The organism is Streptomyces sp. HUAS 31 (assembly GCF_028198125.1).
GTDB classification, from domain to species: Bacteria; Actinomycetota; Actinomycetes; order Streptomycetales; family Streptomycetaceae; genus Streptomyces; species Streptomyces chartreusis.
This window is the reverse complement of sequence record NZ_CP116353.1, coordinates 4,342,660-4,365,919: the sequence shown is the minus strand read 5'-3', so window position 1 is coordinate 4,365,919 and position 23,260 is coordinate 4,342,660. Positions and strand designations below refer to the sequence as shown.

General features: G+C 72.4%; 17 protein-coding genes. 14 read left to right on the top strand and 3 right to left on the bottom strand.

The annotated features are described in order from the left end of the window. Positions 1 to 140 precede the first annotated feature (140 nt). The 3 genes from PGH47_RS19165 to PGH47_RS19155 all read left to right on the top strand — a co-directional run bounded on the left by PGH47_RS19165 (position 141) and on the right by PGH47_RS19155 (position 5,558). Positions 141 to 3,014 carry an FAD-binding and (Fe-S)-binding domain-containing protein gene (locus PGH47_RS19165; RefSeq protein WP_271664453.1) on the top strand — a complete coding sequence of 958 codons (2,874 nt, stop codon included), beginning with the start codon at positions 141 to 143 and terminating at the stop codon, positions 3,012 to 3,014. 291 nt (positions 3,015 to 3,305) lie between these two features. Beyond that, positions 3,306 to 4,430 carry a lipid II:glycine glycyltransferase FemX gene (locus PGH47_RS19160; protein WP_271664452.1) on the top strand — a complete coding sequence of 375 codons (1,125 nt, stop codon included), beginning with the start codon at positions 3,306 to 3,308 and terminating at the stop codon, positions 4,428 to 4,430. Between the two features lie 183 nt (positions 4,431 to 4,613). Further along, positions 4,614 to 5,558, top strand: coding sequence for an EamA family transporter (locus tag PGH47_RS19155; protein ID WP_271664451.1), 945 nt, complete (start codon positions 4,614 to 4,616; stop codon positions 5,556 to 5,558). 172 nt (positions 5,559 to 5,730) lie between these two features. Here PGH47_RS19155 and PGH47_RS19150 read toward each other — a convergent pair whose 3' ends face one another. Beyond that, the gene (locus tag PGH47_RS19150) at positions 5,731 to 6,630 is read right to left on the bottom strand and encodes a hypothetical protein (protein WP_271664450.1); all 900 of its coding nucleotides are present in this window, start codon (positions 6,628 to 6,630) and stop codon (positions 5,731 to 5,733) included. 209 nt (positions 6,631 to 6,839) lie between these two features. On the opposite strand from PGH47_RS19150, the gene PGH47_RS19145 reads away from it, so the two are divergent. From PGH47_RS19145 to PGH47_RS19110, 8 genes are all read left to right on the top strand, one after another. After that, positions 6,840 to 7,634: a TIGR03084 family metal-binding protein gene (locus PGH47_RS19145; RefSeq protein ID WP_271664449.1), complete on the top strand. Its 795-nt coding sequence runs from the start codon at positions 6,840 to 6,842 to the stop codon at positions 7,632 to 7,634. Further along, positions 7,631 to 9,334, top strand: a complete 1,704-nt coding sequence (locus tag PGH47_RS19140) for an acyclic terpene utilization AtuA family protein (protein ID WP_443048508.1) — start codon at positions 7,631 to 7,633, stop codon at positions 9,332 to 9,334. The genes PGH47_RS19145 and PGH47_RS19140 overlap by 4 nt, the downstream gene beginning before the upstream one ends. Next, positions 9,331 to 10,929: an acyl-CoA carboxylase subunit beta gene (locus tag PGH47_RS19135; RefSeq protein WP_126902717.1), complete on the top strand. Its 1,599-nt coding sequence runs from the start codon at positions 9,331 to 9,333 to the stop codon at positions 10,927 to 10,929. Before PGH47_RS19140 ends, PGH47_RS19135 begins: the two co-directional genes overlap by 4 nt. A 10-nt stretch (positions 10,930 to 10,939) precedes the next feature. Further along, on the top strand, positions 10,940 to 12,781 hold the full coding sequence (locus PGH47_RS19130) for an acetyl/propionyl/methylcrotonyl-CoA carboxylase subunit alpha (protein ID WP_271664448.1): 1,842 nt from the start codon (positions 10,940 to 10,942) through the stop codon (positions 12,779 to 12,781). Positions 12,782 to 12,849: 68 nt separating this feature from the next. Continuing rightward, a complete protein-coding gene (locus PGH47_RS19125) occupies positions 12,850 to 13,986 on the top strand; it encodes an acyl-CoA dehydrogenase family protein (protein ID WP_271664447.1) in 1,137 nt (378 codons plus the stop codon). A 36-nt stretch (positions 13,987 to 14,022) separates the two neighbouring features. After that, on the top strand, positions 14,023 to 15,600 hold the full coding sequence (locus tag PGH47_RS19120) for a 4-coumarate--CoA ligase family protein (RefSeq protein ID WP_271664446.1): 1,578 nt from the start codon (positions 14,023 to 14,025) through the stop codon (positions 15,598 to 15,600). After that, a complete protein-coding gene (locus tag PGH47_RS19115; RefSeq protein WP_030967375.1) occupies positions 15,597 to 16,331 on the top strand; it encodes an enoyl-CoA hydratase family protein in 735 nt (244 codons plus the stop codon). The genes PGH47_RS19120 and PGH47_RS19115 overlap by 4 nt, the downstream gene beginning before the upstream one ends. Continuing rightward, positions 16,319 to 16,933: a TetR/AcrR family transcriptional regulator gene (locus PGH47_RS19110; protein WP_107906015.1), complete on the top strand. Its 615-nt coding sequence runs from the start codon at positions 16,319 to 16,321 to the stop codon at positions 16,931 to 16,933. The genes PGH47_RS19115 and PGH47_RS19110 overlap by 13 nt, the downstream gene beginning before the upstream one ends. A gap of 35 nt (positions 16,934 to 16,968) precedes the next feature. Here PGH47_RS19110 and PGH47_RS19105 read toward each other — a convergent pair whose 3' ends face one another. After that, positions 16,969 to 18,489 carry a serine/threonine-protein kinase gene (locus tag PGH47_RS19105; protein WP_333938073.1) on the bottom strand — a complete coding sequence of 507 codons (1,521 nt, stop codon included), beginning with the start codon at positions 18,487 to 18,489 and terminating at the stop codon, positions 16,969 to 16,971. 227 nt (positions 18,490 to 18,716) lie between these two features. Then, entirely contained in the window at positions 18,717 to 19,817 is a 1,101-nt protein-coding gene (locus tag PGH47_RS19100; RefSeq protein WP_271664445.1) for a citrate synthase 2, read from the bottom strand. Positions 19,818 to 20,166: 349 nt separating this feature from the next. Here PGH47_RS19100 and pdxH point away from each other — a divergent pair, with 349 nt between their 5' ends. From pdxH to PGH47_RS19085, 3 genes are all read left to right on the top strand, one after another. Further along, entirely contained in the window at positions 20,167 to 20,856 is a 690-nt protein-coding gene (gene pdxH, locus PGH47_RS19095; RefSeq protein ID WP_443048507.1) for a pyridoxamine 5'-phosphate oxidase, read from the top strand. A 340-nt stretch (positions 20,857 to 21,196) separates the two neighbouring features. Beyond that, positions 21,197 to 21,637, top strand: coding sequence for a GNAT family N-acetyltransferase (locus PGH47_RS19090; RefSeq protein ID WP_443048506.1), 441 nt, complete (start codon positions 21,197 to 21,199; stop codon positions 21,635 to 21,637). A gap of 135 nt (positions 21,638 to 21,772) precedes the next feature. After that, entirely contained in the window at positions 21,773 to 23,215 is a 1,443-nt protein-coding gene (locus tag PGH47_RS19085) for a PAS domain-containing protein (RefSeq protein ID WP_271664443.1), read from the top strand. Positions 23,216 to 23,260: the final 45 nt, after the last annotated feature.

The following is a 23,260-nucleotide window of genomic DNA, read 5'->3' as shown; positions in this document are numbered from 1 at the left end:
TTCGGCGGCCGTCACCCTGCGGGGCTGCCGCCCCCGGACCCCGCTCCCGCCCAGAACGGGCCTCGTCCTCAGACGCCGGCCGGGCTGGGTGAGTGCCGGACGGGCTGATCGATTACCGGCCGGACTGATTGAGTGGACGTATGTCGGAACTTGAGGCAGAGCTGCGCAAGGCCGTCCGGGGTGAGGTCGGGTTCGACGTCACCTCTCGGGCGTTGACGACGATGGACGCCTCCAACTACCGGCGAGTGCCACTCGGTGTGGTCGCACCACATGACGCCGACGACGTCGCCGCCGTACTGGAGGTGTGTCGGGACCACATGGTGCCGGTGGTGGCACGGGGCGGCGGTACATCGATCGCCGGTCAGGCCACCGGCACCGGCATCGTCCTGGACTTCACCCGGCACATGAACGGACTCGTGTCCCTGGACCCGGACACCCGCACCGCCGTCGTCCAGCCGGGCCTCGTCCTCGACCGGCTCCAGGAGGCCGCCGCCCCGCACGGCCTGCGCTTCGGACCCGACCCCTCCACCCACAGCCGCTGCACCCTCGGCGGCATGATCGGCAACAACTCCTGCGGCTCGCACTCGGTGGCCTGGGGCACCACCGCCGACAGCGTGCGGGAGCTGGACGTCGTCAGCGGGCGCGGAAAGCGGCTGCGGCTCGGACAGGACTGGGCCGGCGCGCCACAGGGACTGCGGGAGGTGGTGGACGGCGAACTCGCCCGGCTGCGCACCGGCTTCCCCGAACTGCCCCGCCGCATCTCCGGCTACGCGCTCGACGCGCTGCTGCCGGAGAACGGCGCCGACGTCGCCCGCTCCTTCTGCGGCAGCGAGGGCACCCTCGGCATCGTCACCGAGGCGGTCGTACGGCTCGTCGAGGCGCCACGCGTGCGTGCGCTCGCCGTGCTGGGGTACGGCGACGAGGGCGCGGCCGCCGAGGCCGCCGCCGGGCTGCTGCCGTTCGGACCGCTGACCGTGGAGGGCATGGCCGCCGACCTGGTGCCCTCGGCGCACGTGCTGCCCAGGGGCGGCGCCTGGCTGTTCGTCGAGACCGGCGGGGCGTCGGAGGACGAGGCACGCGCACGTGCGGAGGCGATCGTGCGGGCCGCCGACGTCGTCGGGTCGACGATCGTCACCGACCCGGGCGGGCAGCGGGCCCTGTGGCGCATCCGGGAGGACGCCAGCGGTACGGCGACCCGGATGCCCGACGGGAGCGAGGCGTGGCCCGGCTGGGAGGACTGCGCGGTGCCGCCGCGGCGGCTCGGGGCGTACCTGCGGGACTTCCGCGCGCTGCTGACCGCGCACGGGCTGCGCGGGACGCCGTACGGGCACTTCGGGGACGGCTGCATCCACGTCCGTATCGACTTCGACCTGCTGACGGAGCCGGGCGTCGCCGCCTTCCGGCGGTTCTCTGAGGAGCTCGCCGAGGTCGTCGTGGCGCACGGCGGCTCGCTGTCCGGGGAGCACGGGGACGGGCAGGCGCGTGCCGAGCTGCTGCCGAAGATGTACGGCCACGACATGGTCCGGCTCTTCGAACGGGCCAAGGGGGTGTGGGACCCCGACGACCTGCTCAACCCGGGCATGCTGGTGCGCCCGGCGCCCCTCGACGCCAACCTCCGCTTCTCCGCCCTGCCCCGCGAGCCCGTGGACGTCGCCTTCGGCTACCCGGCCGACGGCGGCGACTTCTCGGCGGCGGTACGGCGCTGCGTCGGGGTCGCCAAGTGCCGTACGACATCGGCGGCGGGCCCGGCCGTCATGTGCCCGTCGTTCCGGGCGACCGGCGAGGAGGAGCACTCCACGCGCGGGCGTGCCCGGCTGCTGCACGAGATGCTCGCCGGGGAACTGGTGACCGACGGCTGGCGCTCGACCGAGGTGCGTGACGCCCTCGACCTGTGCCTGGCCTGCAAGGGCTGCCGGTCCGACTGCCCGGTCGAGGTCGACATGGCCACGTACAAGGCGGAGTTCCTGCACCACCACTACGAGGGCCGCAGGCGCCCGGCCGCGCACCACAGCATGGGCCGGCTGCCGCAGTGGCTGCGGCTGGTGGCACGCACGCGTACCGCTCCGCTGGTCAACGCCCTCGCCGCCGCGGCGCCCTTCGCGTGGGCGGCGAAGCGGCTCGGCGGGATCGCGCCGGAGCGGGACATTCCGCGGCTGGCGGCACGGACGTTCAGCCGCTGGTGGGAGCGGCGCGAGAAGACCCCCGTCGGCACGGGCGGCGACCTCGTCTTCCTGTGGCCCGACACCTTCACCGAGCACCTGTCGCCGTCCGTGGGGCAGGCGGCCGTACGGGTGCTGGAGGCGGCCGGGCTGCGGGTGGCGCTGCCGCCGACGGTGCGGTGGCGGACGCCGTCCGGGGACGGGGAGGGGATGACCGTGGCGATGGATCCGATGTCGCTGCTGCGCGGCCGGGAGCGGGTGTGCTGCGGCCTGACGTACGTCTCCACGGGGCAGCTCGACCGGGCCCGCGCGGTGCTGCGGCGCACGCTCGACCTGATGGAGCCGGTGCTGGGGACTGCCGCGCCGGTCGTGGTCCTGGAGCCGAGCTGTGCCGCGGCCCTGCGCTCGGACCTGCCGGAACTGCTGCACGACGATCCGCGGGCCCGTCGGCTGGCCGACCGTGTCCTGACCTTCGCGGAGGCGCTGGAGCGGCACGCACCCGACTGGACGCCGCCGCGCGTCGAACGGCCTGTGGTCGGCCAGACCCACTGCCACCAGCACGCGGTTCTGGGTGACGCGCCCGATCGACGTCTGCGTGAGGCCGCGGGACTGGCAGGCGAGCTGAGCGGCGGCTGCTGCGGTCTCGCGGGCAACTTCGGCTTCGAGAAGGGGCACTACGAGGTGTCCGTGGCGTGCGCGGAGGAACAGGTGCTACCGGCGGTGCGGGGAGCGGGGGAGGGGGCGGTGGTGCTGGCGGACGGGTTCTCCTGCCGGACCCAGCTGGAGCAGTTGGCCGGGGTGCGGGGGCGGCATTTGGCGGAGGTGTTGGCGGAGAGGCTGGGGGCGTCTGGGTAGGTGGGGGTGACGGCTCGTTCCGGTCCGCGGGTGAGTGGGGGCTGGTCGCGCAGTTCCCCGCGCCCCTAGGGGGTTGCAGCGCCGTTGGTCGATTGATCGGCCTGGGCGGGGGCCGGCCGTGCGCGGTTCCCCCGCGCTTCCAGGAGGTGTACGCCGATCGTGAGGGGGGCGGGCGTACGAGGTGAGCTCGTGCGGGGGCCCGCATAGGCTGGATGATCACCAGCTTGTTCGACCTCTGAGGTCGCGGCCGTCGCCCCCGGCCGCCTCGCCCGGCACCTACAGGAGCCCCCCATGCCCCTCCTCCTCCGGCCCATCACCCGCGACGAGCATCTGGCCTTCGTCGCGGCCCGCCCGTCCGCGAGCCATATGCAGGTCCCGTCCTGGGGCGACGTGAAGCCGGACTGGAGAGCGGAGAGCGTGGGCTGGTTCGACGGGGAGGGGCGCCTGGTCGGCGCGGGGCTGGTGCTCTACCGGCCGCTGCCGAAGCTGAAGCGCTACCTGGCGTATCTGCCCGAGGGTCCCCTGATCGACTGGCACGCGCCCGACCTCGTGGAGCGGTGGCTGGAGCCGATGCTCGCGTATCTCAAGGGCCAGGGCGCCTTCTCCGTGAAGATGGGCCCGCCCGTCGTCGCGCGGCGCTGGAACACCGAGGCCGTGAAGGCGGCCATCGCCGACCCGGCCGCCCGCCGGCTGCGGGACGCGGAGCCGACGTCGTACGAACCGGGCGCCCAGGACATCGCCGAGCGGCTGCGGCGGTCCGGCTGGCGGCAGACCGAGCCGGGCGGCGAGGACGGCTTCGCCGCCGGGCAGCCGCGCTACGTCTGCCAGGTGCCGTTCGCCGGCCGGACGCCGGACGACATCCAGCGCGGCCTCAACCAGCAGTGGCGGCGCAACATCAAGAAGGCCGAGAAGGCGGGCGTGAAGGTCGTGCGGGGCGGCTACGAGGACCTGCCCGTGTTCTACGACCTCTACGTCGAGACCGCCGAGCGCGACCGTTTCCTCCCGCGCCCGCTGCCCTACTTCCAGCGCATGTTCACCGCCCTCACCGCAGAGCACTCCGACCGGATGCGGCTCTACCTCGCCCACCACGACGGCGACACCCTCGCCGCCGCCACGATGCTGACCGTCGGCGAGCACGTCTGGTACTCCTACGGCGCCTCCACCAGCCGCAAGCGCGAGGTCCAGCCCAACAACGCCATGCAGTGGCGGATGATGACCGACGCCCATGAACTCGGCGCCGCCGTCTACGACTTCCGCGGCATCACCGACACGCTGGAGGAGTCCAATCACCTCCTTGGCCTGCTGCGGTTCAAGGTGGGCGCCGGCGGTGAGGCGATCGAGTACCTGGGGGAGTGGGACTTCCCGCTCAACCGGATGCTGCACAAGGCGTTGGACCTGTACATGGCGCGCCGCTGATTCCCGGCCGCCCGCCACCCGCTTCGGCTCCGGCCCCTGCCTCCCCACCCACCCGCTCCCCCGTCCGGCCGTCCACACTTTGGGACAGTGGCATAACGGGTTCACACACCTGACGGAGTCCACTACCCTGGACTCGGAAGTGCAGTGCGATGAACGAACCCGAGTCGAGCCCCTGGAACGCCCGTGAGTACCCCTGACGCCGCCGCCACGCCCTCACCGACCCTCACCAGGGCCGTCCCTGAGCCGTCGGCCGGTGCCCCGCGTCGCTGGGGCTCGCTCGGTCCCGTGGGCCTGGTGCTGGCCGGCGGGATCTCGGTGCAGTTCGGCGGTGCCCTCGCGGTGAGCCTGATGCCGCGGGCCGGTGCGCTCGGTGTGGTGGCGCTGCGGCTCCTGGTCGCGGCGATCGTCCTGCTGGTGGTCTGCCGCCCCCGGCTGCGCGGTCACTCCCGCACCGACTGGAGCACGGTGATCGTCTTCGGTATCACCATGGCCGCGATGAACGGCCTCTTCTACCAGTCGGTCGCCCGCATCCCCCTGGGCCCCGCGGTCACCCTGGAGGTCCTCGGCCCGCTCGCCCTCTCCGTCCTGAGCTCGCGCCGCGCCGTCAACTTCGTCTGGGCCGGACTCGCCCTCGCCGGTGTCTTCCTCCTCGGCGGCGGTGGCTTCGGCAGCCTCGATCCCATAGGTGTCGTATTCGCCCTGGCTGCCGGCGCCATGTGGGCGGCCTACATAATCTTCAGCGCCCGCACGGGCCGACGCTTCCCCCAGGCCGACGGACTCGCCCTCGCGATGGCGGTGGGAGCCGTGCTGTTCCTGCCCCTGGGCATCGCCGAATCCGGTACGAAGCTCACCGACCCGGTGACCATCGGGCTGGGCGCGGCCGTGGCGATCCTCTCCTCGGTCCTGCCCTACACCCTCGAACTCCTCGCCCTGCGCCGCCTGCCCGCGGCGACCTTCGCCATCCTGATGAGCCTGGAACCGGCCGTCGCCGCCACCGCCGGCTTCCTCATCCTCGACCAGGCACTCTCCGCCCTACAGGCCCTGGCCATCGCCCTGGTCATCGCGGCGAGCATGGGAGCGGTGCGGACCCAGGTGGGACGGGGGCGCGCGAAGGCCGTGACCAGTTGAGGCGGCAGCGCTCCAGGGCACGGCACAACGGCACAGCGCCGGCGCTTCACGCGGTGGCGTAGGAGGGCGACTTGCGAGTCGAAGGTGCGGGCCTCGACGAGAACACCACCTTCGGAACCCGACAGTAAGACCGTCGGACGCCGTAGGACTCATAGCGACTCGCGGAGCCGATTCAGCGCATCAGCAGGTCCCGGACGGCCAGGCCGTACCGAGTGCGCAGGCGGCGCAGTTCCCACAGGCCCACCGCCGTGACGGAGACCGGGGCGCCCAGGATGAACACGTACCGGACCAGGGTCGGCACGCCCGCGTGGGCGCCGGTGAGCACGTCGATCAGCGCCATCTCCCACGCCAACGCCATGATCAGCAGCGGCGGCACCGTCTCGTGGATGTCCGCGGTGCGGAACACGTGCTGGACGGCGAGTCCCACGCCCCAGACGACGAACGGCATCACCCAGAAGAGGATGAAGAGGGTGGCCACAAGCTGGATGATCTTCATCGCCGTCAGCGAGCCCTCCACGAGAGGGCTGCCCTTGTAGAACCCCGAGAGCACGACGATCGGGAAGACGGCGGCCGCCGCCATCATGGCCACGATCGCGCCGAAGCACCGCCCGGCCCGGCGCAGCAGGTCCCGTCGTGCCGCCGGAGCGGCCAGGCCGTACAGGATGCCGACAATGACCGGGAGGGTCGCCGCCAGCACGAGGGCACTGGTCCACGACTTGTCGACCTGCTCGCTCGCCGTGTCGCTGAGCTTGGTGGAGAGCTTGTAGGTGTAGGACATCCACAGGAACGCGCCCACGCCGACCATGGTCCTGATCATCCGCATCCGGGCCACCTGCGGGTCCGAGACAACGCTCGACCGTGTCGGTGTGAAGACCCTGCGCGCGGTGTGGATGGGGCCGATCCGCCGCCGCAGCCGGGTGATCGGCCCGCCCGGCGGCGGCCCCGGCGGCCCCGGGTAGGGCGGCTGGGGCTGGGGCGGCACGTAGGGCTGGGGCGGATAGGGCTGAGGCGGCTGCGGCGGGTAGGGCTGTGGCCCCTGGGGCGGCTGTCCGCCCGGGTTCCAGTTGCTCATCTTTCGTCCCCCGATATGCGAGTTGGCGCCGCGATGGGCGCGATCGCCGAGTGTATTGAGCACACAGCGTCCGCACAGCCCTCACCCCCGGTCGTGCACGGAACGACCGCAATTATGCAAGCGTGCTTGCTTGTTTTCTTGGGCACTGCCATGCTCCACACCACACCGCACCACCCCGCACACCGCCGTGCCCCGAGGGGAGCGCACCCGTGTCCGATCCGACGCCCGTGTTCGACGATCTGCGCGAGGAGAGCGAGGAGCTCGAACGGCTCGTGGCCGATGCGAGCCCCGAGCAGTGGGCGCTCGCCACACCGGCGCCCGGCTGGACCGTCGCCCACCAGATCGCGCACCTCGCCTGGACGGACCACTCGGCGCTGCTGGCGGTGACCGACGTGAAGGCGTTCCACGAACTGGTGGAGGAGGCGCTGAAGTCGCCGGGGTCCTTCGTCGACAACGGGGCCGAGGAGGGCGCCGCGCTGCCGCCCGCCGAACTGCTGACGCGGTGGCGGGAGGGAAGGGCCGCCCTGGACGCGGCGTTGCGTGAGGCCGCGCCCGGCACCAAGGTCCCCTGGTACGGCCCACCCATGTCGACCGCCTCCATGGGTACGGCCCGGCTCATGGAGACCTGGGCCCACGGTCAGGACATCGCCGACGCACTCGGTGTGGTGCGCACACCCACCGACCGTCTCAGGCATGTGGTGTGGATCGGGGTACGCACCCGTGACTTCGCCTTCGGTGTGAACGGGCTCCCGACGCCGTTCGAGGAATTCCGCATCGAACTCGTGGCGCCCTCCGGCGAGTTGTGGACGTACGGCCCCGAGGACGCCTCGCAGCGGGTCACCGGCCCGGCGCTCGACTTCTGCCTCCTGGTCACCCAGCGCGCCCACCGCTCCGATCTCGCGCTGCGCGCCGAAGGCCCGGACGCCGACCGCTGGTTCGACATCGCCCAGGTCTTCGCCGGCCCACCCGGAGAGGGCCGCGCGCCGAAGGGGGCGACCCGGTGACGCGGCAACCCCGCCCGCTGCGGATCGGCAACGCCTCCGGCTTCTACGGCGACCGCTTCGACGCCATGCGCGAGATGCTCACCGGCGGCGAACTGGACGTCCTCACCGGCGACTACCTCGCCGAGCTCACCATGCTGATCCTCGGCCGCGACCGGCTGAAGGACCCCGGCGCCGGTTACGCCCGCACCTTCCTGCGGCAGCTGGAGGAGTGCCTCGGCCTCGCCCGGGAGCGCGGCGTGCGGATTGTCGCCAACGCGGGCGGCCTCAACCCGGCCGGACTGGCGGACGCCGTACGGCAACTGGCCGACCGGCTCGGCCTTCCCGTGCGGGTCGCCCATGTGGAGGGCGACGACCTCACCGCCGCCAACCCCGGCAGCCTCGCCGCGCACGCCTACCTCGGCGGCTTCGGGATCGCCGCCTGTCTGCGGGAGGGCGCCGACGTCGTCGTCACCGGCCGGGTGACCGACGCGGCCCTCGTCACCGGCCCCGCCGCCGCCCACTTCGGATGGGGTCCCGGCGACCACGACCGGCTCGCGGGAGCCGTGGTCGCCGGACATGTGCTGGAGTGCGGGGCACAGGCCACCGGCGGCAACTACGCCTTCTTCCACGAGGCCGCCAGGAGCGGCGCGGATCTGCGCCGTCCCGGCTTCCCGCTCGCCGAGCTGCACGAGGACGGCAGCTGCGTCATCACCAAGCACCCCGGCACCGGCGGCCTCGTCGACGTCGGCACGGTCACCGCCCAGCTGCTGTACGAGACGGCGGGCGCCCGCTACGCCGGGCCGGACGTCACCGCCCGCCTGGACACCGTGCGCCTCACCCAGGACGGACCGGACCGCGTCCGTGTCGAGGGCGTGCGGGGTGAGGCTCCGCCGCCGACGCTCAAGGTCGGCGTCAACCGCCTCGGCGGCTTCCGCAACGAGGTCGCCTTCGTGCTCACCGGCCTCGACATCGAGGCCAAGGCCGACCTCGTGCGCGAGCAGCTGACCGACGCGCTCGCCAAGTCGCCGCCCGCCGAGGTCCGCTGGGACCTGGTGCGCACCGACCGGCCCGACGCCCCCAGTGAGGAGACGGCGAGCGCGCTGCTGCGGCTCGTCGTGCGCGACCCGTCCCAGGAAGCCGTAGGCCGGGCCCTGAGCGGCGCCGCGATCGAGCTGGCGCTCGCCAGCTACCCCGGCTTCCATGTGCTGGCCCCACCCGGAAAAGGCTCGCCCTATGGAGTCTTCGAGGATGTGCACGTCCCCCAAGGTGGCGTCGACCATGTGGCCGTCCTACACGACGGACGCCGGATCCCTGTGCCGCCGGCCCACGACACCGTCGTACTCGACGAAGTGCCCGAGCCGCCGTTGCCGCGGCCGCTGTCGCACGGGCCCACCGTGCGGGCCCCCCTCGGGCTTGTCGCGGGTGCCCGCAGCGGGGACAAGGGCGGGAACGCCAACGTCGGCGTCTGGGTGCGTTCGGACGACGCCTGGCGGTGGCTCGCCCATGAGCTGACGGTCGACCGGTTCCGGCAACTGATTCCCGAGAGCGGCCCGTTGAAGGTCACCCGGCACCCGCTGCCCCACCTCCGCGCCCTCAACTTCGTCGTCGAAGGAATCCTCGGCGAGGGCGTCGCCGCCCAGCACCGCTTCGACCCGCAGGCCAAGGCCCTCGGCGAATGGCTGCGCTCCCGCCACCTGGACATCCCGGAGATCCTGCTGTGACCGTGCTGCCGTCCACCCTGGACACCACCGGCTCCGACTACCGGGCCAACCGCGAGACCATGCTCGCCAAGCTCGCCGAACTCGACACCGAGCACGCCAAGGCCCTCGCCGGCGGCGGCCCCAAGTACGTCGAACGGCACCGGGGGCGCGGCAAGCTGCTGGCCCGCGAGCGCATCGAGCTGCTTCTCGACCCCGACACCCCGTTCCTGGAGCTGTCGCCGCTGGCGGCCTGGGGCAGCGACTACGCCGTCGGCGCGTCCCTCGTCACCGGCATCGGGACCGTCGAGGGCGTGGAGTGCCTGATCACCGCCAACGACCCGACCGTGCGCGGCGGGGCGAGCAACCCCTGGTCGCTGAAGAAGGCCCTGCGCGCCAACGACATCGCGCTCGCCAACCGGCTGCCGGTCGTCAACCTCGTGGAGTCCGGCGGCGCCGACCTGCCGTCGCAGAAGGAGATCTTCATCCCCGGCGGCGCGATCTTCCGGGACCTCACGCGGCTGTCGGCGGCCGGGATCCCCACCGTCGCGGTCGTCTTCGGCAACTCGACGGCCGGCGGCGCGTACGTCCCCGGCATGTCCGACCACGTGATCATGGTCAAGGAGCGCGCCAAGGTGTTCCTCGGCGGCCCGCCCCTGGTGAAGATGGCGACCGGCGAGGAGAGCGACGACGAGTCCCTCGGCGGCGCGGAGATGCACGCACGCGTGTCGGGTCTCGCGGACTACTTCGCCGTCGACGAACCGGACGCCCTGCGCCAGGCGCGGCGTGTCGTCGCCCGCCTCAACCACCGCAAGGCGTACGGCGATCCGGGCCCGGCCGAGCCGCCCAAGTACGACGCCGACGAGCTGCTCGGGATCGTGCCGGGCGACCTGCGTACCCCCTTCGACCCGCGCGAGGTCGTCGCCCGGATCGTCGACGCCTCCGACTTCGACGAGTTCAAGCCGATGTACGGCACCAGCCTGACGACCGGCTGGGCCTCCCTGCACGGCTATCCCGTCGGCGTGCTCGCCAACGCCCAGGGAGTCCTGTTCAGCGAGGAGTCCCAGAAGGCCGCCCAGTTCATCCAGCTCGCCAACCAGCGCGACATCCCGCTGCTGTTCCTGCACAACACCACCGGCTACATGGTGGGCAGCCAGTACGAGCAGGGCGGCATCATCAAGCACGGCGCGATGATGATCAACGCGGTCAGCAACAGCCGCGTGCCGCACCTCTCGGTCCTCATGGGCGCGTCCTACGGCGCCGGCCACTACGGCATGTGCGGCCGCGCCTACGACCCCCGCTTCCTGTTCGCGTGGCCCAGCGCCAAGTCGGCCGTCATGGGCCCGCAGCAGCTCGCCGGCGTCCTGTCGATCGTCGCCCGCCAGTCGGCCGCCGCGAAGGGGCTGCCGTACGACGAAGAGGGCGACGCGGCGCTGCGGGCCATGGTGGAGCAGCAGATCGAGTCCGAGTCCCTGCCGATGTTCCTGTCCGGGCGGCTGTACGACGACGGGGTCATCGACCCGCGCGACACCCGCACGGTCCTCGGCATGTGTCTGTCCGCCATCCACACCGCGTCCTACGAGGGCGCGCGCGGTGGCTTCGGCGTCTTCCGGATGTGAGGGATCACCAGTGATCACTTCTGTACTCGTGGCCAACCGGGGCGAGATCGCCTGCCGGGTCTTCCGCACCTGCCGTGAGTTGGGAATCCGGACGGTCGCCGTGCATTCGGACGCCGACGCGAACGCCCTCCACACACGCGTGGCCGACACCGCGGTACGGCTGCCCGGCGCGGCGCCCTCCGACACGTATCTGCGCGGCGACCTGATCGTGAAGGCGGCGCTCGCCGCCGGCGCGGACGCCGTGCACCCCGGCTACGGCTTCCTCTCCGAGAACCCCGGCTTCGCCCGCGCGGTCCTCGACGCCGGACTCACCTGGATCGGGCCGGCCCCGGAGGCGATCGAGGCGATGGCGTCCAAGACGCGCGCCAAGGAGCTGATGGGCGTCGAGCCGCTGCGCGAGGTCACCGAGGCCGACCTGCCGGTCCTGGTGAAGGCGGCCGCGGGCGGCGGCGGCCGCGGCATGCGCGTCGTACGGCGACTCGCGGACCTGGACGCCGAACTGGAGGCCGCGCGCGCCGAGGCCCACAGCGCCTTCGGTGACGGCGAGGTCTTCGTCGAGCCCTACCTGGAGGACGGCCGGCACGTCGAGGTGCAGATCCTCGCCGACACCCATGGCACGGTCTGGGCCCTCGGCACCCGCGACTGCTCCCTCCAGCGGCGCCACCAGAAGGTGATCGAGGAGGCCCCGGCACCCGGCCTGACCTCCGAACTCACCGACTCCCTCCACGAGATGGCCGTACGGGCGGCGCGGGCCGTCGGCTACGTCGGCGCCGGCACCGTCGAGTTCCTCGTCGCCGGCGACACCGCGCACTTCCTGGAGATGAACACCCGCCTCCAGGTCGAACACCCCGTCACCGAGGCCGTGTACGGCGTCGACCTGGTCGCCCTCCAGCTCCGTGTCGCCGAAGGGCACGCCCTCGACGACGAACCGCCACACGCGCGTGGCCACGCCGTCGAGGCCCGCCTGTACGCCGAGGACCCGGCCCACGACTGGGCCCCGCAGACCGGCACCCTGCACCGCCTCGCCGTCCCCGACGGCATCCGCCTCGACACCGGCTTCACCGACGGCGACGAGATCGGCGTCCACTACGACCCGATGCTCGCCAAGGCCGTCGCACACGCCCCCACGCGCGCGGAGGCGATCCGCGCCCTCGCCGGGGCCCTGGACCGCGCCGCCGTCCACGGCCCGCCCACCAACCGCGATCTCCTCGTCCGCTCCCTGCGGCACAAGGAGTTCACGACCGCCCGCATGGACACCGGCTTCTACGACCGCCACCTCACCGAACTCACCGAGCCGGCCCCCGACCCGCACGCCCCCCTCGCCGCGGCCCTCGCCGACACCCACGCCCGCTCCCGCTTCGGGGGCTTCCGCAACGTCCCCTCCCAGCCCCAGACCAAGCGCTACGCGGTGGCCGGCGAGGAGATCGAGGTCCACTACCGCCACACCCGCGCGGGCCTGGAGGCCGACGGAGTGCGCGTCGTGCACGCCGACGCCTCCCTCGTCGTACTCGAAGTGGACGGCATACGGCGGAACTTCGAGATCGCCCGATACGCCGACGAGATCCACGTCAACACCACCCGCCTGACCGCACTGCCCCGCTTCCCCGACCCCACGGCACAGATCGCGCCGGGCTCCCTTCTGGCCCCCATGCCGGGAACGGTCGTCCGCGTCGCCGACGGCCTGACCGAGGGGGCGACGGTGGAGGCCGGCCAGCCCCTGCTGTGGCTGGAGGCGATGAAGATGGAACACAAGATCTCGGCCCCGACCTCGGGAACGCTCAGCGCCTTGCACGCCGTACCCGGCCAGCAGGTGACGGTCGGCTCATTGCTCGCGGTAGTGCAAGAACCTTAGGGGCGCGGGGCTGTATCAATTTGCGGCTACCGCCGCGCGAGCGCGACCAGCCACGACGAAGGAGTCACATGGCCACGATCGAAACGGACGAGCACAAGGCCCTCCGCGCTGCGGTAGCCGCCCTCGGCAAACGCCACGGCCGCGACTACGACCGAGAGGCCCTCTGGTCCGAGGCCGCCAAACTCGGCTACCTCGGCGTCAACCTGCCGGAGGCATACGGCGGTGGAGGCGGCGGCATAGCCGAACTCTCCATCGTCCTCGAAGAACTCGGCGCCGCGGGCTGCCCCCTGCTGATGATGGTCGTGTCCCCGGCGATCTGCGGCACGGTCATCGCCCGCTTCGGCACCGAGGCACAGAAACGCGAGTGGCTCCCCGGCCTCTCCGACGGCACCCGCACCATGGCCTTCGGCATCACCGAACCCGACGCCGGCTCCAACAGCCACCGCATCACCACCACCGCCCGCCGCGACCCGGACACCGGGGACTGGCTCCTGACCGGCCGCAAGGTGTTCATCTCCGGCGTGGACATAGCCGACGCCACCCTCATCGTCGGCCGCACCGAAGACGCCCGCACCGGCAACCTCAAGCCCTGCCTGTTCATGGTCCCGCGCGACGCCGAAGGCTTCACGCGCCGCCAGATCGACATGGAACTGGCCGCCGCCGAGAAGCAGTTCGAGCTGACCCTCGACGACGTACGGCTCCCCGCCGACGCCCTTGTCGGCGACGAGGACGCAGGGCTCCTCCAGCTCTTCGCCGGCCTCAACCCCGAACGCATCATGACGGCCGCCTTCGCGATCGGCATGGGCCGCTACGCCCTCGCCCGCGCCATCGAGTACGCCCGCGACCGCACCGTCTGGAAGGCCCCCATCGGCGCCCACCAGGCCATCGCGCACCCCTTGGCGCAGGCTCACATCGACCTGGAACTGGCCCGCCTGATGATGCAGAAAGCGGCCCACCTCTACGACGCCGGGGACGACGTCGGCGCGGGCGAGGCCGCCAACATGGCCAAGTACGCGGCCGGGGAGGCCTGCGTGAAGGCCGTCGACCAGGCCGTGCACACTCTCGGCGGCAACGGCCTCACGCGCGAATTCGGGCTCGCCTCGTTGATAACCGCGGCACGCGTCTCTCGTATTGCTCCGGTGAGCCGGGAGATGATTCTCAACTACGTCTCCCACCAGACCCTGGGCCTGCCCAAGTCGTACTGACCGCGCCCGTGCGGCGCCGTGTCGCGAGGAGGAACCGTGTTCCGCAGCGAGTACGCAGACGTCCCGGCCGTGGAACTGCCCATCCACGAGGCCGTACTGGGCCGGGCCGCCGAGTTCGGGGACACACCCGCGCTCATCGACGGCACGGACGGCACCACCCTCACCTACGAACAGCTCGACCGCTTCCACCGGCGCATAGCCGCCGGCCTCGCCGAGGCGGGCGTGCGCAAGGGCGACATCCTCGCCCTGCACAGCCCCAACACGGTCGCCTTCCCCACCGCGTTCTACGCCGCCACGCGCGCGGGTGCCTCCGTCACCACCGTGCACCCGCTCGCCACGCCCGAGGAGTTCGCCAAGCAGCTGAAGGACTCGGCGGCCCGCTGGATCGTCACCGTCTCACCGCTGCTGGAGAGCGCACGCCGGGCCGCCGAACTCGCGGGCGGCGTGCAGGAGATCTTCGTCTGCGACAGCGCGCCCGGACACCGCTCGCTCATCGACATGCTGGCCTCCGCCGCCCCCGAGCCACAGGTCGACATCGACCCCGTCGCGGACGTCGCGGCCCTGCCGTACTCCTCCGGCACCACCGGCATCCCCAAGGGCGTGATGCTCACCCACCGCCAGATCGCCACCAACCTCGCCCAGCTCGAACCGGCGATCCCGGCAGGACCCGGCGACCGCATCCTCGCCGTACTGCCCTTCTTCCACATCTACGGCCTCACGGCCCTGATGAACGCGCCCCTCAAGGTCGGCGCCACCGTCGTCGTCCTGCCCCGCTTCGACCTGGAGACCTTCCTCGCGGCCATCCAGAACCACCGCATCACCGGCCTGTACGTGGCCCCGCCGATCGTCCTGGCCCTCGCCAAGCACCCGCTGGTCGCGCGGTACGACCTGTCGTCGCTGAAGTACATCGTCAGCGCCGCGGCGCCCCTGGACGCCAAGCTCGCCGCCGCCTGCTCGCAGCGCCTCGGCCTGCCACCGGTCGGCCAGGCGTACGGCATGACGGAACTGTCCCCCGGCACCCACGTAGTCCCGCTCGCCGCCATGCAGGACGCGCCCGCCGGTACCGTCGGCCGGCTCATCGCCGGCACCGAGATGCGCATCGTCTCCCTCGACGACCCCGACAAGGACCTCGGCACCGGCGAGTCCGGCGAGATCCTCATCCGCGGCCCCCAGGTCATGAAGGGCTACCTCGGCCGCCCCGACGCCACCGCCGCGATGATCGACCCCGACGGCTGGCTGCACACCGGCGACGTCGGCCATGTCGACGCCGACGGCTGGCTGTTCGTGGTGGACCGCGTCAAGGAGCTCATCAAGTACAAGGGCTTCCAGGTCGCGCCCGCCGAACTGGAGGCACTCCTGCTCACCCACCCCGGTATCGCGGACGCGGCTGTGGTCGGCGCCTACAACGACGACGGAAACGAGGTGCCGCACGCCTATGTGGTCCGCCAACCCTCCGCGACCGGCCTCTCCGAGGGCGAGGTCATGATGTACGTCGCCGAACGCGTCGCCCCCTACAAGCGGGTCCGCCTGGTCACCTTCATCGACGGCGTCCCGCGCGCCGCCTCCGGCAAGATCCTGCGCCGCGAACTGCGCGCGCCGAAGGAGAGCACATGACGCTGATCGGCCGCACCCGCACGCGCGGCGTTCAGACCCTGAGCCTCGACTCCCCGGCCACCCGCAACGCGCTGTCCGCGGCGCTGGTGGGCGAGCTGGCCGACGCGCTGACGGACTGCGCCAAGGACGCCGACGTACGCGCCGTCGTCCTCACCCACACCGGCAACACCTTCTGCGCCGGCGCCGACCTGCGCGACCCTCCGGACCCGGACGCGCTGGTCGCCCTGCTCCGGCAGATCGTCGAGCTGGGCAAACCGGTCGTCGCCCGCGTCACCGGCCACGTCCGGGCGGGCGGCCTCGGCCTGCTCACGGCCTGCGACATCGCCGCCGCCTCCCGCGAGGCCACTTTCGCCTTCACCGAGGTCCGCATCGGGGTGGCCCCCGCCGTGATCTCCCTGCCGGTCCTCCCGCGCGTGGACCCGCGCGCCGTCGCCCGCTACTACCTCACCGGCGAACGCCTCGACGCGCCCGAGGCCGCCCGGATCGGCCTGCTCACGGCGCAGGGCGACGACGTCGACGCCGTACTGGAACCCGTCCTGGACGGCCTGCGCAGGGCCGCACCGCAGGCCCTGGCCGAGACGAAGGCACTGCTCACGGCTAAGGTGCTGGAAACCTTCGACCGGGACGCGGCCGACCTGACCGCACTCTCGGCCCGGCTGTTCTCCTCCGCCGACGCACGCGAGGGGATGACGGCCTTCCTCGAACGACGGGATCCGCAATGGGTGGTGTGAGCACAGTCGGCGACCGCGTGGACCGCGTGCCCAAGCAGGACCGCAGCCGCGCCACCCGCCAGCGCCTCCTGGAAGCCGCCGTGGCCTGCCTCGCCGAACACGGCTGGGCGGGCTCCACGGTCTCCGTCGTCGCCGAACGCGCCGGCGTCTCCCGGGGCGCGGCCCAGCACCACTTCCCGACCCGCGAGGACCTCTTCACGGCGGCCGTCGAGTACGTCGCCGAGGAACGCTCCACAGCCCTGCGCGCCCTGTTCCCCGAGGGCGCGGCGGGCGACCGCCGGGCCGTCGTCTCCGCCCTGGTCGACCTCTACACCGGGCCCCTGTTCCGCGCGGCCCTGCACCTGTGGGTGGCCGCGTCGAACGAGGACCAGCTACGGCCCCGGGTCACCGAGCTGGAAGCCCGGGTGGGCCGCGAGACCCACCGGATAGCCGTCGACCTGCTCGGCGTCGACGAGTCCCGCCCCGGCGTCCGCGAGACCGTCCAGGGCGTGCTGGACATGGCACGCGGCCTGGGCCTGGCCAACCTCCTCACCGACGACGCCGGGCGCCGCGACCGCGTGGTGGCGCAGTGGGGGCTGCTGCTGGACGAGGCACTGGGCTGACGGCGTCGCCCTCGCGTATCGCCGGGCGGCCGCCGTCAGTCGTCGTCGCCCTCGTCGTCGTCACCGTCGTGCCGCGCGTCGCGCTGCCGCTCCTGCTCGCGCTTCTCCTCCTCGCGCTTCTTCTGCTCCCGCCGCTCCTCGGCGTCCCGCGTCTCGCGGTCGGCGGTCGCCGAGGTGATCGGCGACGGGCTCGACTCCGGCGGCGACACGGAGGTCGTGGCGCTCGGGCCGGGCGAGGTGTCGGACTTCGTGCTCTCCGCGGCGCTCTTGTCGGGGGAGAACCACAGCATCCCGAGCAGCATCGCGGCCACGAACAGCGCCGCCGCGGCGACCGTGATCAGCAGATTCCTGGCGCCCGAGCCGGACGCCGCGCGGGGACGGGAGCGGGCTCGGGACCCGGCGCGGGTGGAAGAGCCGCCGTGCGACCCGGCGCGCGAGGGGGAGACGCCGTGCGAGCCGGCGGGGGCCGCCGAGTGCGATCGGGCGGCGGACGCCGAGTGGGACCGGGTGGTCGACGACGAACGTGACCGGGCGGCGGGCGCGGAGCGCGACCGGTTGTGGGCGCGGCTCTGCCCACCGCGGGGTGGCGGCGTGCCCTGGTTCGAGGGCAGCGCGTATGTCGTCGGGTGGCTGGTGCCGCCCCTCCCGTCCGGGCCGGGGCCGCCGGCCGCCGGGACCGGCGACGGGCGGGACGGAGCCGTCACCTCGGGCAGCGGCTCAGAGCGGCCCAGCCAGGCGCCCTCCGCGAACCAGTCGGCGGCCTGCTGGGCGGCCGGCCGGTGCTCCGGCTCCTTCGCGAGCAGACCGAGAAGGTAGTTCTCGAACGCGGGCGGCAGACCGGCGACCCCCAGCTCGCGCGGCGGCACGGGAGCCGCGTCGAGATGCTGATGCAGGATCGCCACGGCGGAGTCGGCCTGGAACGGCGGACGCCCGGTCAGCAACTGGTAGAGCACACAGCCCAGCGCGTACACGTCGGAGGCCGGACCGGCGGGCTTGCCCAGCGCCCGCTCCGGGGCGAGGTAGAGACTCGTGCCGACGATCTGCCCGGTCGCGGTGAGCGCGGCTCCCGGGTCGTCGACGAACCGGGCGATGCCGAAGTCACCGATCTTGAGGGTGCCGTCGGCGTCCAGCAGCAGATTGCCGGGCTTGATGTCCCGGTGGACGATGCCCTGCCGGTGGGCGGCGGCGAGGCCCGCCGCGGCCTGCGCGGCCATCCGCGCCACCCGCTCCGCCGGCTGCGCCCCCGACTGCGTCAGCAGCAGGGCCAGATTGTCGCCCTCGACGAGCTCCATCACCAGGAAGAGCCGGTTGTCGTACTCGCCGAAGTCCCGCACACCCACCACGTTCGGATGGTCGATCCGCGCGGCGGTCTGCGCCTCCAGCCGGAACCGGGACGTGGCCGTGGGGTCGGAGTCCTGCGGCAGCAGCAGCTTTACGGCGACATGCCGGCCCAGCGTCTCGTCGTAGGCCCGCCAGACCTCCCCCATGCCGCCGCGTCCGATCGACTCGCCCAGCCGGTAGCGGCCCGCTATCAGCACCTGTTCCCCATCCCTCATGCCGTAAGAGATCTCGACGCCGCAGGCCGTAACTCACCACGCAGGGACGGGTGATGGTGGGATGCCGCAGCGGCCCCAGCATACTGGCGGAGTGGATCAGTCACGTTCCGTGTGCCGCCATCGGCCGGCCACGGCAGGCACGGGGCGCCCGCCGCGAGCGGCACCACGCGAAGCGCTACGGCCCGCGTGATGACCGGCCCGCCGGAGGGGAGGGTGGTGCGTGGGGCTCAGTGCGCGATGTCCGCGTAGCCCTCGATCTCGCGCGGGTTGCGGGAGCCCGGACCCACATAGCGCGCCGAAGGGCGCACCAGACGGCCGGTGCGCTTCTGCTCCAGGATGTGCGCCGACCAGCCCGCCGTACGGGCACACGTGAACATCGACGTGAACATGTGCGCCGGGACCTCGGCGAAGTCCAGGACGATCGCCGCCCAGAATTCGACGTTCGTCGCCAGGACACGATCCGGACGACGGGCGTGCAGCTCCGCCAGAGCCGCCTTCTCCAGCGCCTCGGCGACCTCGAAGCGGGGCGCGCCCAGCTCCCGTGCGGTACGCCGCAGCACGCGGGCCCGCGGGTCCTCGGCGCGGTACACGCGGTGGCCGAAGCCCATCAGACGCTCGCCGTTGTCGAGGGTCTGCTTCACATACGCCTCGGCGTCGCCGGTGCGCTCGATCTCCTCGATCATGTGCAGGACGCGGGAGGGCGCGCCGCCGTGCAGCGGGCCGGACATGGCACCCACGGCACCGGAGAGCGCCGCGGCCACGTCGGCGCCCGTGGAGGCGATGACGCGGGCCGTGAAGGTGGAGGCGTTCATGCCGTGCTCGGCGGCGGACGTCCAGTAGGCGTCGACGGCGGCCACGTGCTTGGGGTCGGGCTCGCCGCGCCAGCGGATCATGAACCGCTCGACGACGGACTGCGCCTTGTCGATCTCGCGCTGCGGGACCATCGGCAGGCCCTGTCCGCGCGCGGACTGGGCGACGTAGGACAGGGCCATGACGGCGGCGCGGGCCAGGTCCGCGCGGGCCTGCTCCTCGTTGATGTCCAACAGGGGCTTCAGGCCCCACACGGGGGCGAGCATGGCGAGCGCGGACTGTACGTCGACGCGGATGTCACCGGAGTGCACGGGGATCGGGAACGGCTCGGCCGGCGGCAGTCCGGGACGGAAGGCCCCGTCGACGAGCAGCCCCCAGACATTGCCGAACGAGACATGGCCGACCAGGTCCTCGATGTCGACGCCCCGGTACCGGAGGGCGCCGCCCTCCTTGTCCGGTTCGGCGATCTCCGTCTCGAACGCGACGACTCCTTCGAGCCCGGGTACGAAATCGGACATCAGGCGGCTCCTCGTGATGTGTGCGACGGATGGGGTTGTGGGTGGAGCGAGTGGGTGGAACGGGTGGGTGGAACGACCACATGTCAGTCGGCGGAGACGGGCGCACACCCGGTGGATCCACGGTCACGGGCTCGAAGCCCGGCCCTGCGGGACTTCGAACCCCTGTCGACTCGCGGTCCGGGGCGTACCCCTGTGATGCCCCGTGCGGCTGGCGGTCATCCAACCGGAACGGCATCAGAACGATAACCCTCAGTGCCACCTTTTGGGGAGCCCTGCGGCACTGAGTGCCATCCAGTGGTGAAGGGCACCGCGCCGGACGACGCCCGTTCGGATACGGCAAGATGACCGCGTGACCGACCGAGACGCCGTCGCCTCAGATCCCGCCGAGCCCGCGCCCGACCCCGCCGCGATGCGCAAGCACTACCGGGCCGAGGGCCTCACCGAGACCGACCTGGCCGCCACTCCGGTGGCCCAGTTCGCCCGCTGGTTCAAGCAGGCCGCCTCGGAGGCGCACCTCTTCGAGCCGAACGCGATGATCGTCTCCACCGCGGACGCCGACGGCCGGCCCAGCTCCCGCACGGTGCTGCTGAAGCAGTTCGACGACCACGGCTTCGTCTTCTTCACGAACTACGGCTCCCGCAAGGGCCGCGACCTCGCCGAGAACCCGTACGTCTGCCTGCTCTTCCCCTGGCACCCGATGGCCCGCCAGGTCATCGTCACGGGTGTCGCCCGGCGCACCGGACGCGACGAGACCGCCGCCTACTTCCGCACCCGCCCGCACGGCTCCCAGCTCGGCGCCTGGGCCAGCACCCAGTCCTCGGTCATCGCCTCCCGCACGGAACTCGACACGGCGTACGCCGACCTCGCCGCCCGCTACCCCGAGGGCGAACAGGTCCCGGTCCCCCCGAACTGGGGCGGCTTCCGGGTGGCCCCCCAAACGGTCGAGTTCTGGCAGGGCAGGGAAAACCGCCTGCACGACCGCCTGCGCTATGTGGCGGAGCAGGACGGAGGGTGGCGGGTGGAGCGGCTGAGTCCGTGAGCGGTGGGGCCGAGGCGGGGCCCCAGGACAGCAGGCGACCCGCGAGCCTGGTCCTCCATTGGAGGAGCCGGTCGGACGTACCGGCGGCCCGCGGGTCGGGTGACTGCTTGGAAATGGGCCGGCTGCACGCGTACCTCACGTGCTGGTCCGGCACCGCACTGCGTGTGGTGGCGGGCCGCTAGCCCGCAGCCACCTCGTACGTCCGGGTTTCAATCATTTACCCGATCACCTCCTTTCCTACGTAAGCGCCACCCTAGGAACCGGTCGGGCGGCGATCAACCGGTTTTACGAGGTCTGAAGATCGAGATTGAGGTGTACGCGCGCAGGGGAAATGGCACATGTGTCTGATCTTCGGATTGTTCCGGTGGACGGCGAGGCGATGCTTCAGGAGTGGCGCCACGTCCACAACGTGATCGTTCCTCCCGCGGCCATGGATCTGGGTGAGGTGCGCAAGCGCAGCAGGCGGTACCGGCTGCGGAACGCATACGCAGGAGATGTGCTCGTCGGCTGCTCCACCGTACGGCCGCCGGCGGGCGCGGACGCGGTGGCGACCGTCATCGCACGCGTGCTGCCCGAGTACCGGGGGCACGGGTACGGCACGAGACTGTTCCGGCACGGGCTCGCGTACGCGCGCGTGCTGGGCGCCAAGGTGATCGAGACGTGTGTGTCGGCCGACAACGAGGACGGGCTGCGGTTCGCGAAGGCGCGCGGGTTCGTCGAGACCGACAGGTACGTGGTGGAGGGCGGGCCCGATCTGTGGGTGGACCTGCGATTGGCCTAGGAGTACATCGGCTCGTACAACGATTCCTTCAATCTTGGGGAACTCGGTGTGTGCTGGGTCACGGTCCAGTTAGATGATTGCGAGTGAGCGAACCGACGTGATGTACGTACGGACGCAGCTTGGCAGGGGGTCCAGGTGAGTGCTTCCCGGCGTAGTGGGACCACCGACGAGCTGGGACCGGACGAACCCGAGCGGGACGGTCCGGACGGTTCGGCGGGTGGTTCGGAGGGTTCGGCAGGCGGCTCCGATCTGTTGGCCGCCCTGCTGGACGGGATGGACGCTGCCCTGTGCGCCTTCGACGGCGACGGCGTCGTCACGCACTGGAACCGTGAGGCGGAGCGGATCCTCGGATGGACCGCGGCCGAGGCGGTGGGCCGGCAGGGGTTCGCCGGCTGGGCGGTGCGCGAGGCCGACGCCGAGGAGGTCGAGGGGCGGCTGATGTCCGCCATGGAGGCTCCCGGGCGGCAGGTGCACGAGTTCGCGCTGCTGACCAAGGACGGCGGGCGGGTGCTCGTGCGTACGCAGTCGGCGGCCGTGCGAGGGCCCGACGGGAAGCCCGCGGGCGTCTACTGCGCGTTCAGCGAGGTGCACGCGCAGATCGATCTGGAGCGGTCGATCGCGCTGAGCGAGGCGTTGTTCGAGGACGCCTCGTGGGGCGTGGTGCTGGTCGACGCGGATCTGCGACCGGCGGTTGTGAACGCTCACGCGGCTCGTGCGCTGGGCATCGGGCGTACGTCCGTGCTGGGGCGGCCACTGGGTGAGCTGCTCGCGCAGGGGGTCGAGGAGCTGGAGAGCGCGCTCACGCATGTCCTGGCGGAGGGCGCGCCGCCGGCGCCGGCCGAGATCTGGGTGAGTGTGCGGACGCCGGACGGTGAGCGGCGCCGCTGCTGGCGGTGCGGTTTCGTACGGCTGGCGTCGCCGCTGGCGGAGGAACCCGTGCCGCTCGGGGTGGGCTGGCTCTTCCAGGACGTGACGGAGGCCAAGCAGGCGGAGCAGGAGGCCGCGATGCTGCGCTTCCGCACCAACCAGCTGCACCGTGCCGCGCGGGCCGCCGCCGAGTGCGAGGACCCCGCGGAGGCGGCGACGGTTCATCTGGACTTCGCGCTGGCCGGGTTCGCCGATCACGCGCTGATCGACCGGGTCGCGGGCGGTGCGGTGCCGGATCAGGCGGCGGGCGGGGAGACGACGGATCCCGTACGGCTGGTCCGGGTCGCCGTGACGCCGTCCGGGGCGCCGGGTCCGAGCCGGCTGGGCGGGGAGGCCGGGTTGCCCGTGCGGTACGCGGAGGGGCATCCGGCGTTGCAGTGCGTGGCGCGGGCCGGGTCGGTGCGGGCGGACGCGGGGGAGTTGCCGGCGCAGCGGGCGCGCGAGTGGGCCGTGGCGCGGCAGTGGCCGGCGGACGCGGTGCACGCGCTGTGCGCGGTACTGCGAAGCCGGGGCCGGACGCTGGGCGTCGTGACGTTCCTGCGCGGCTCGGGCCGGACCGCGTTCGGCCGCGGTGATGCGGTGTACGCGGAGGACGTGGCGGTACGGATCGCTTCCGCGCTGGATCTGGCGGGTGCCGTGGAGCGGGAGTAGCCCCGCCCCGCCCGGGGACGCTCGCCGGGCCGTCGCCCCGCCGGG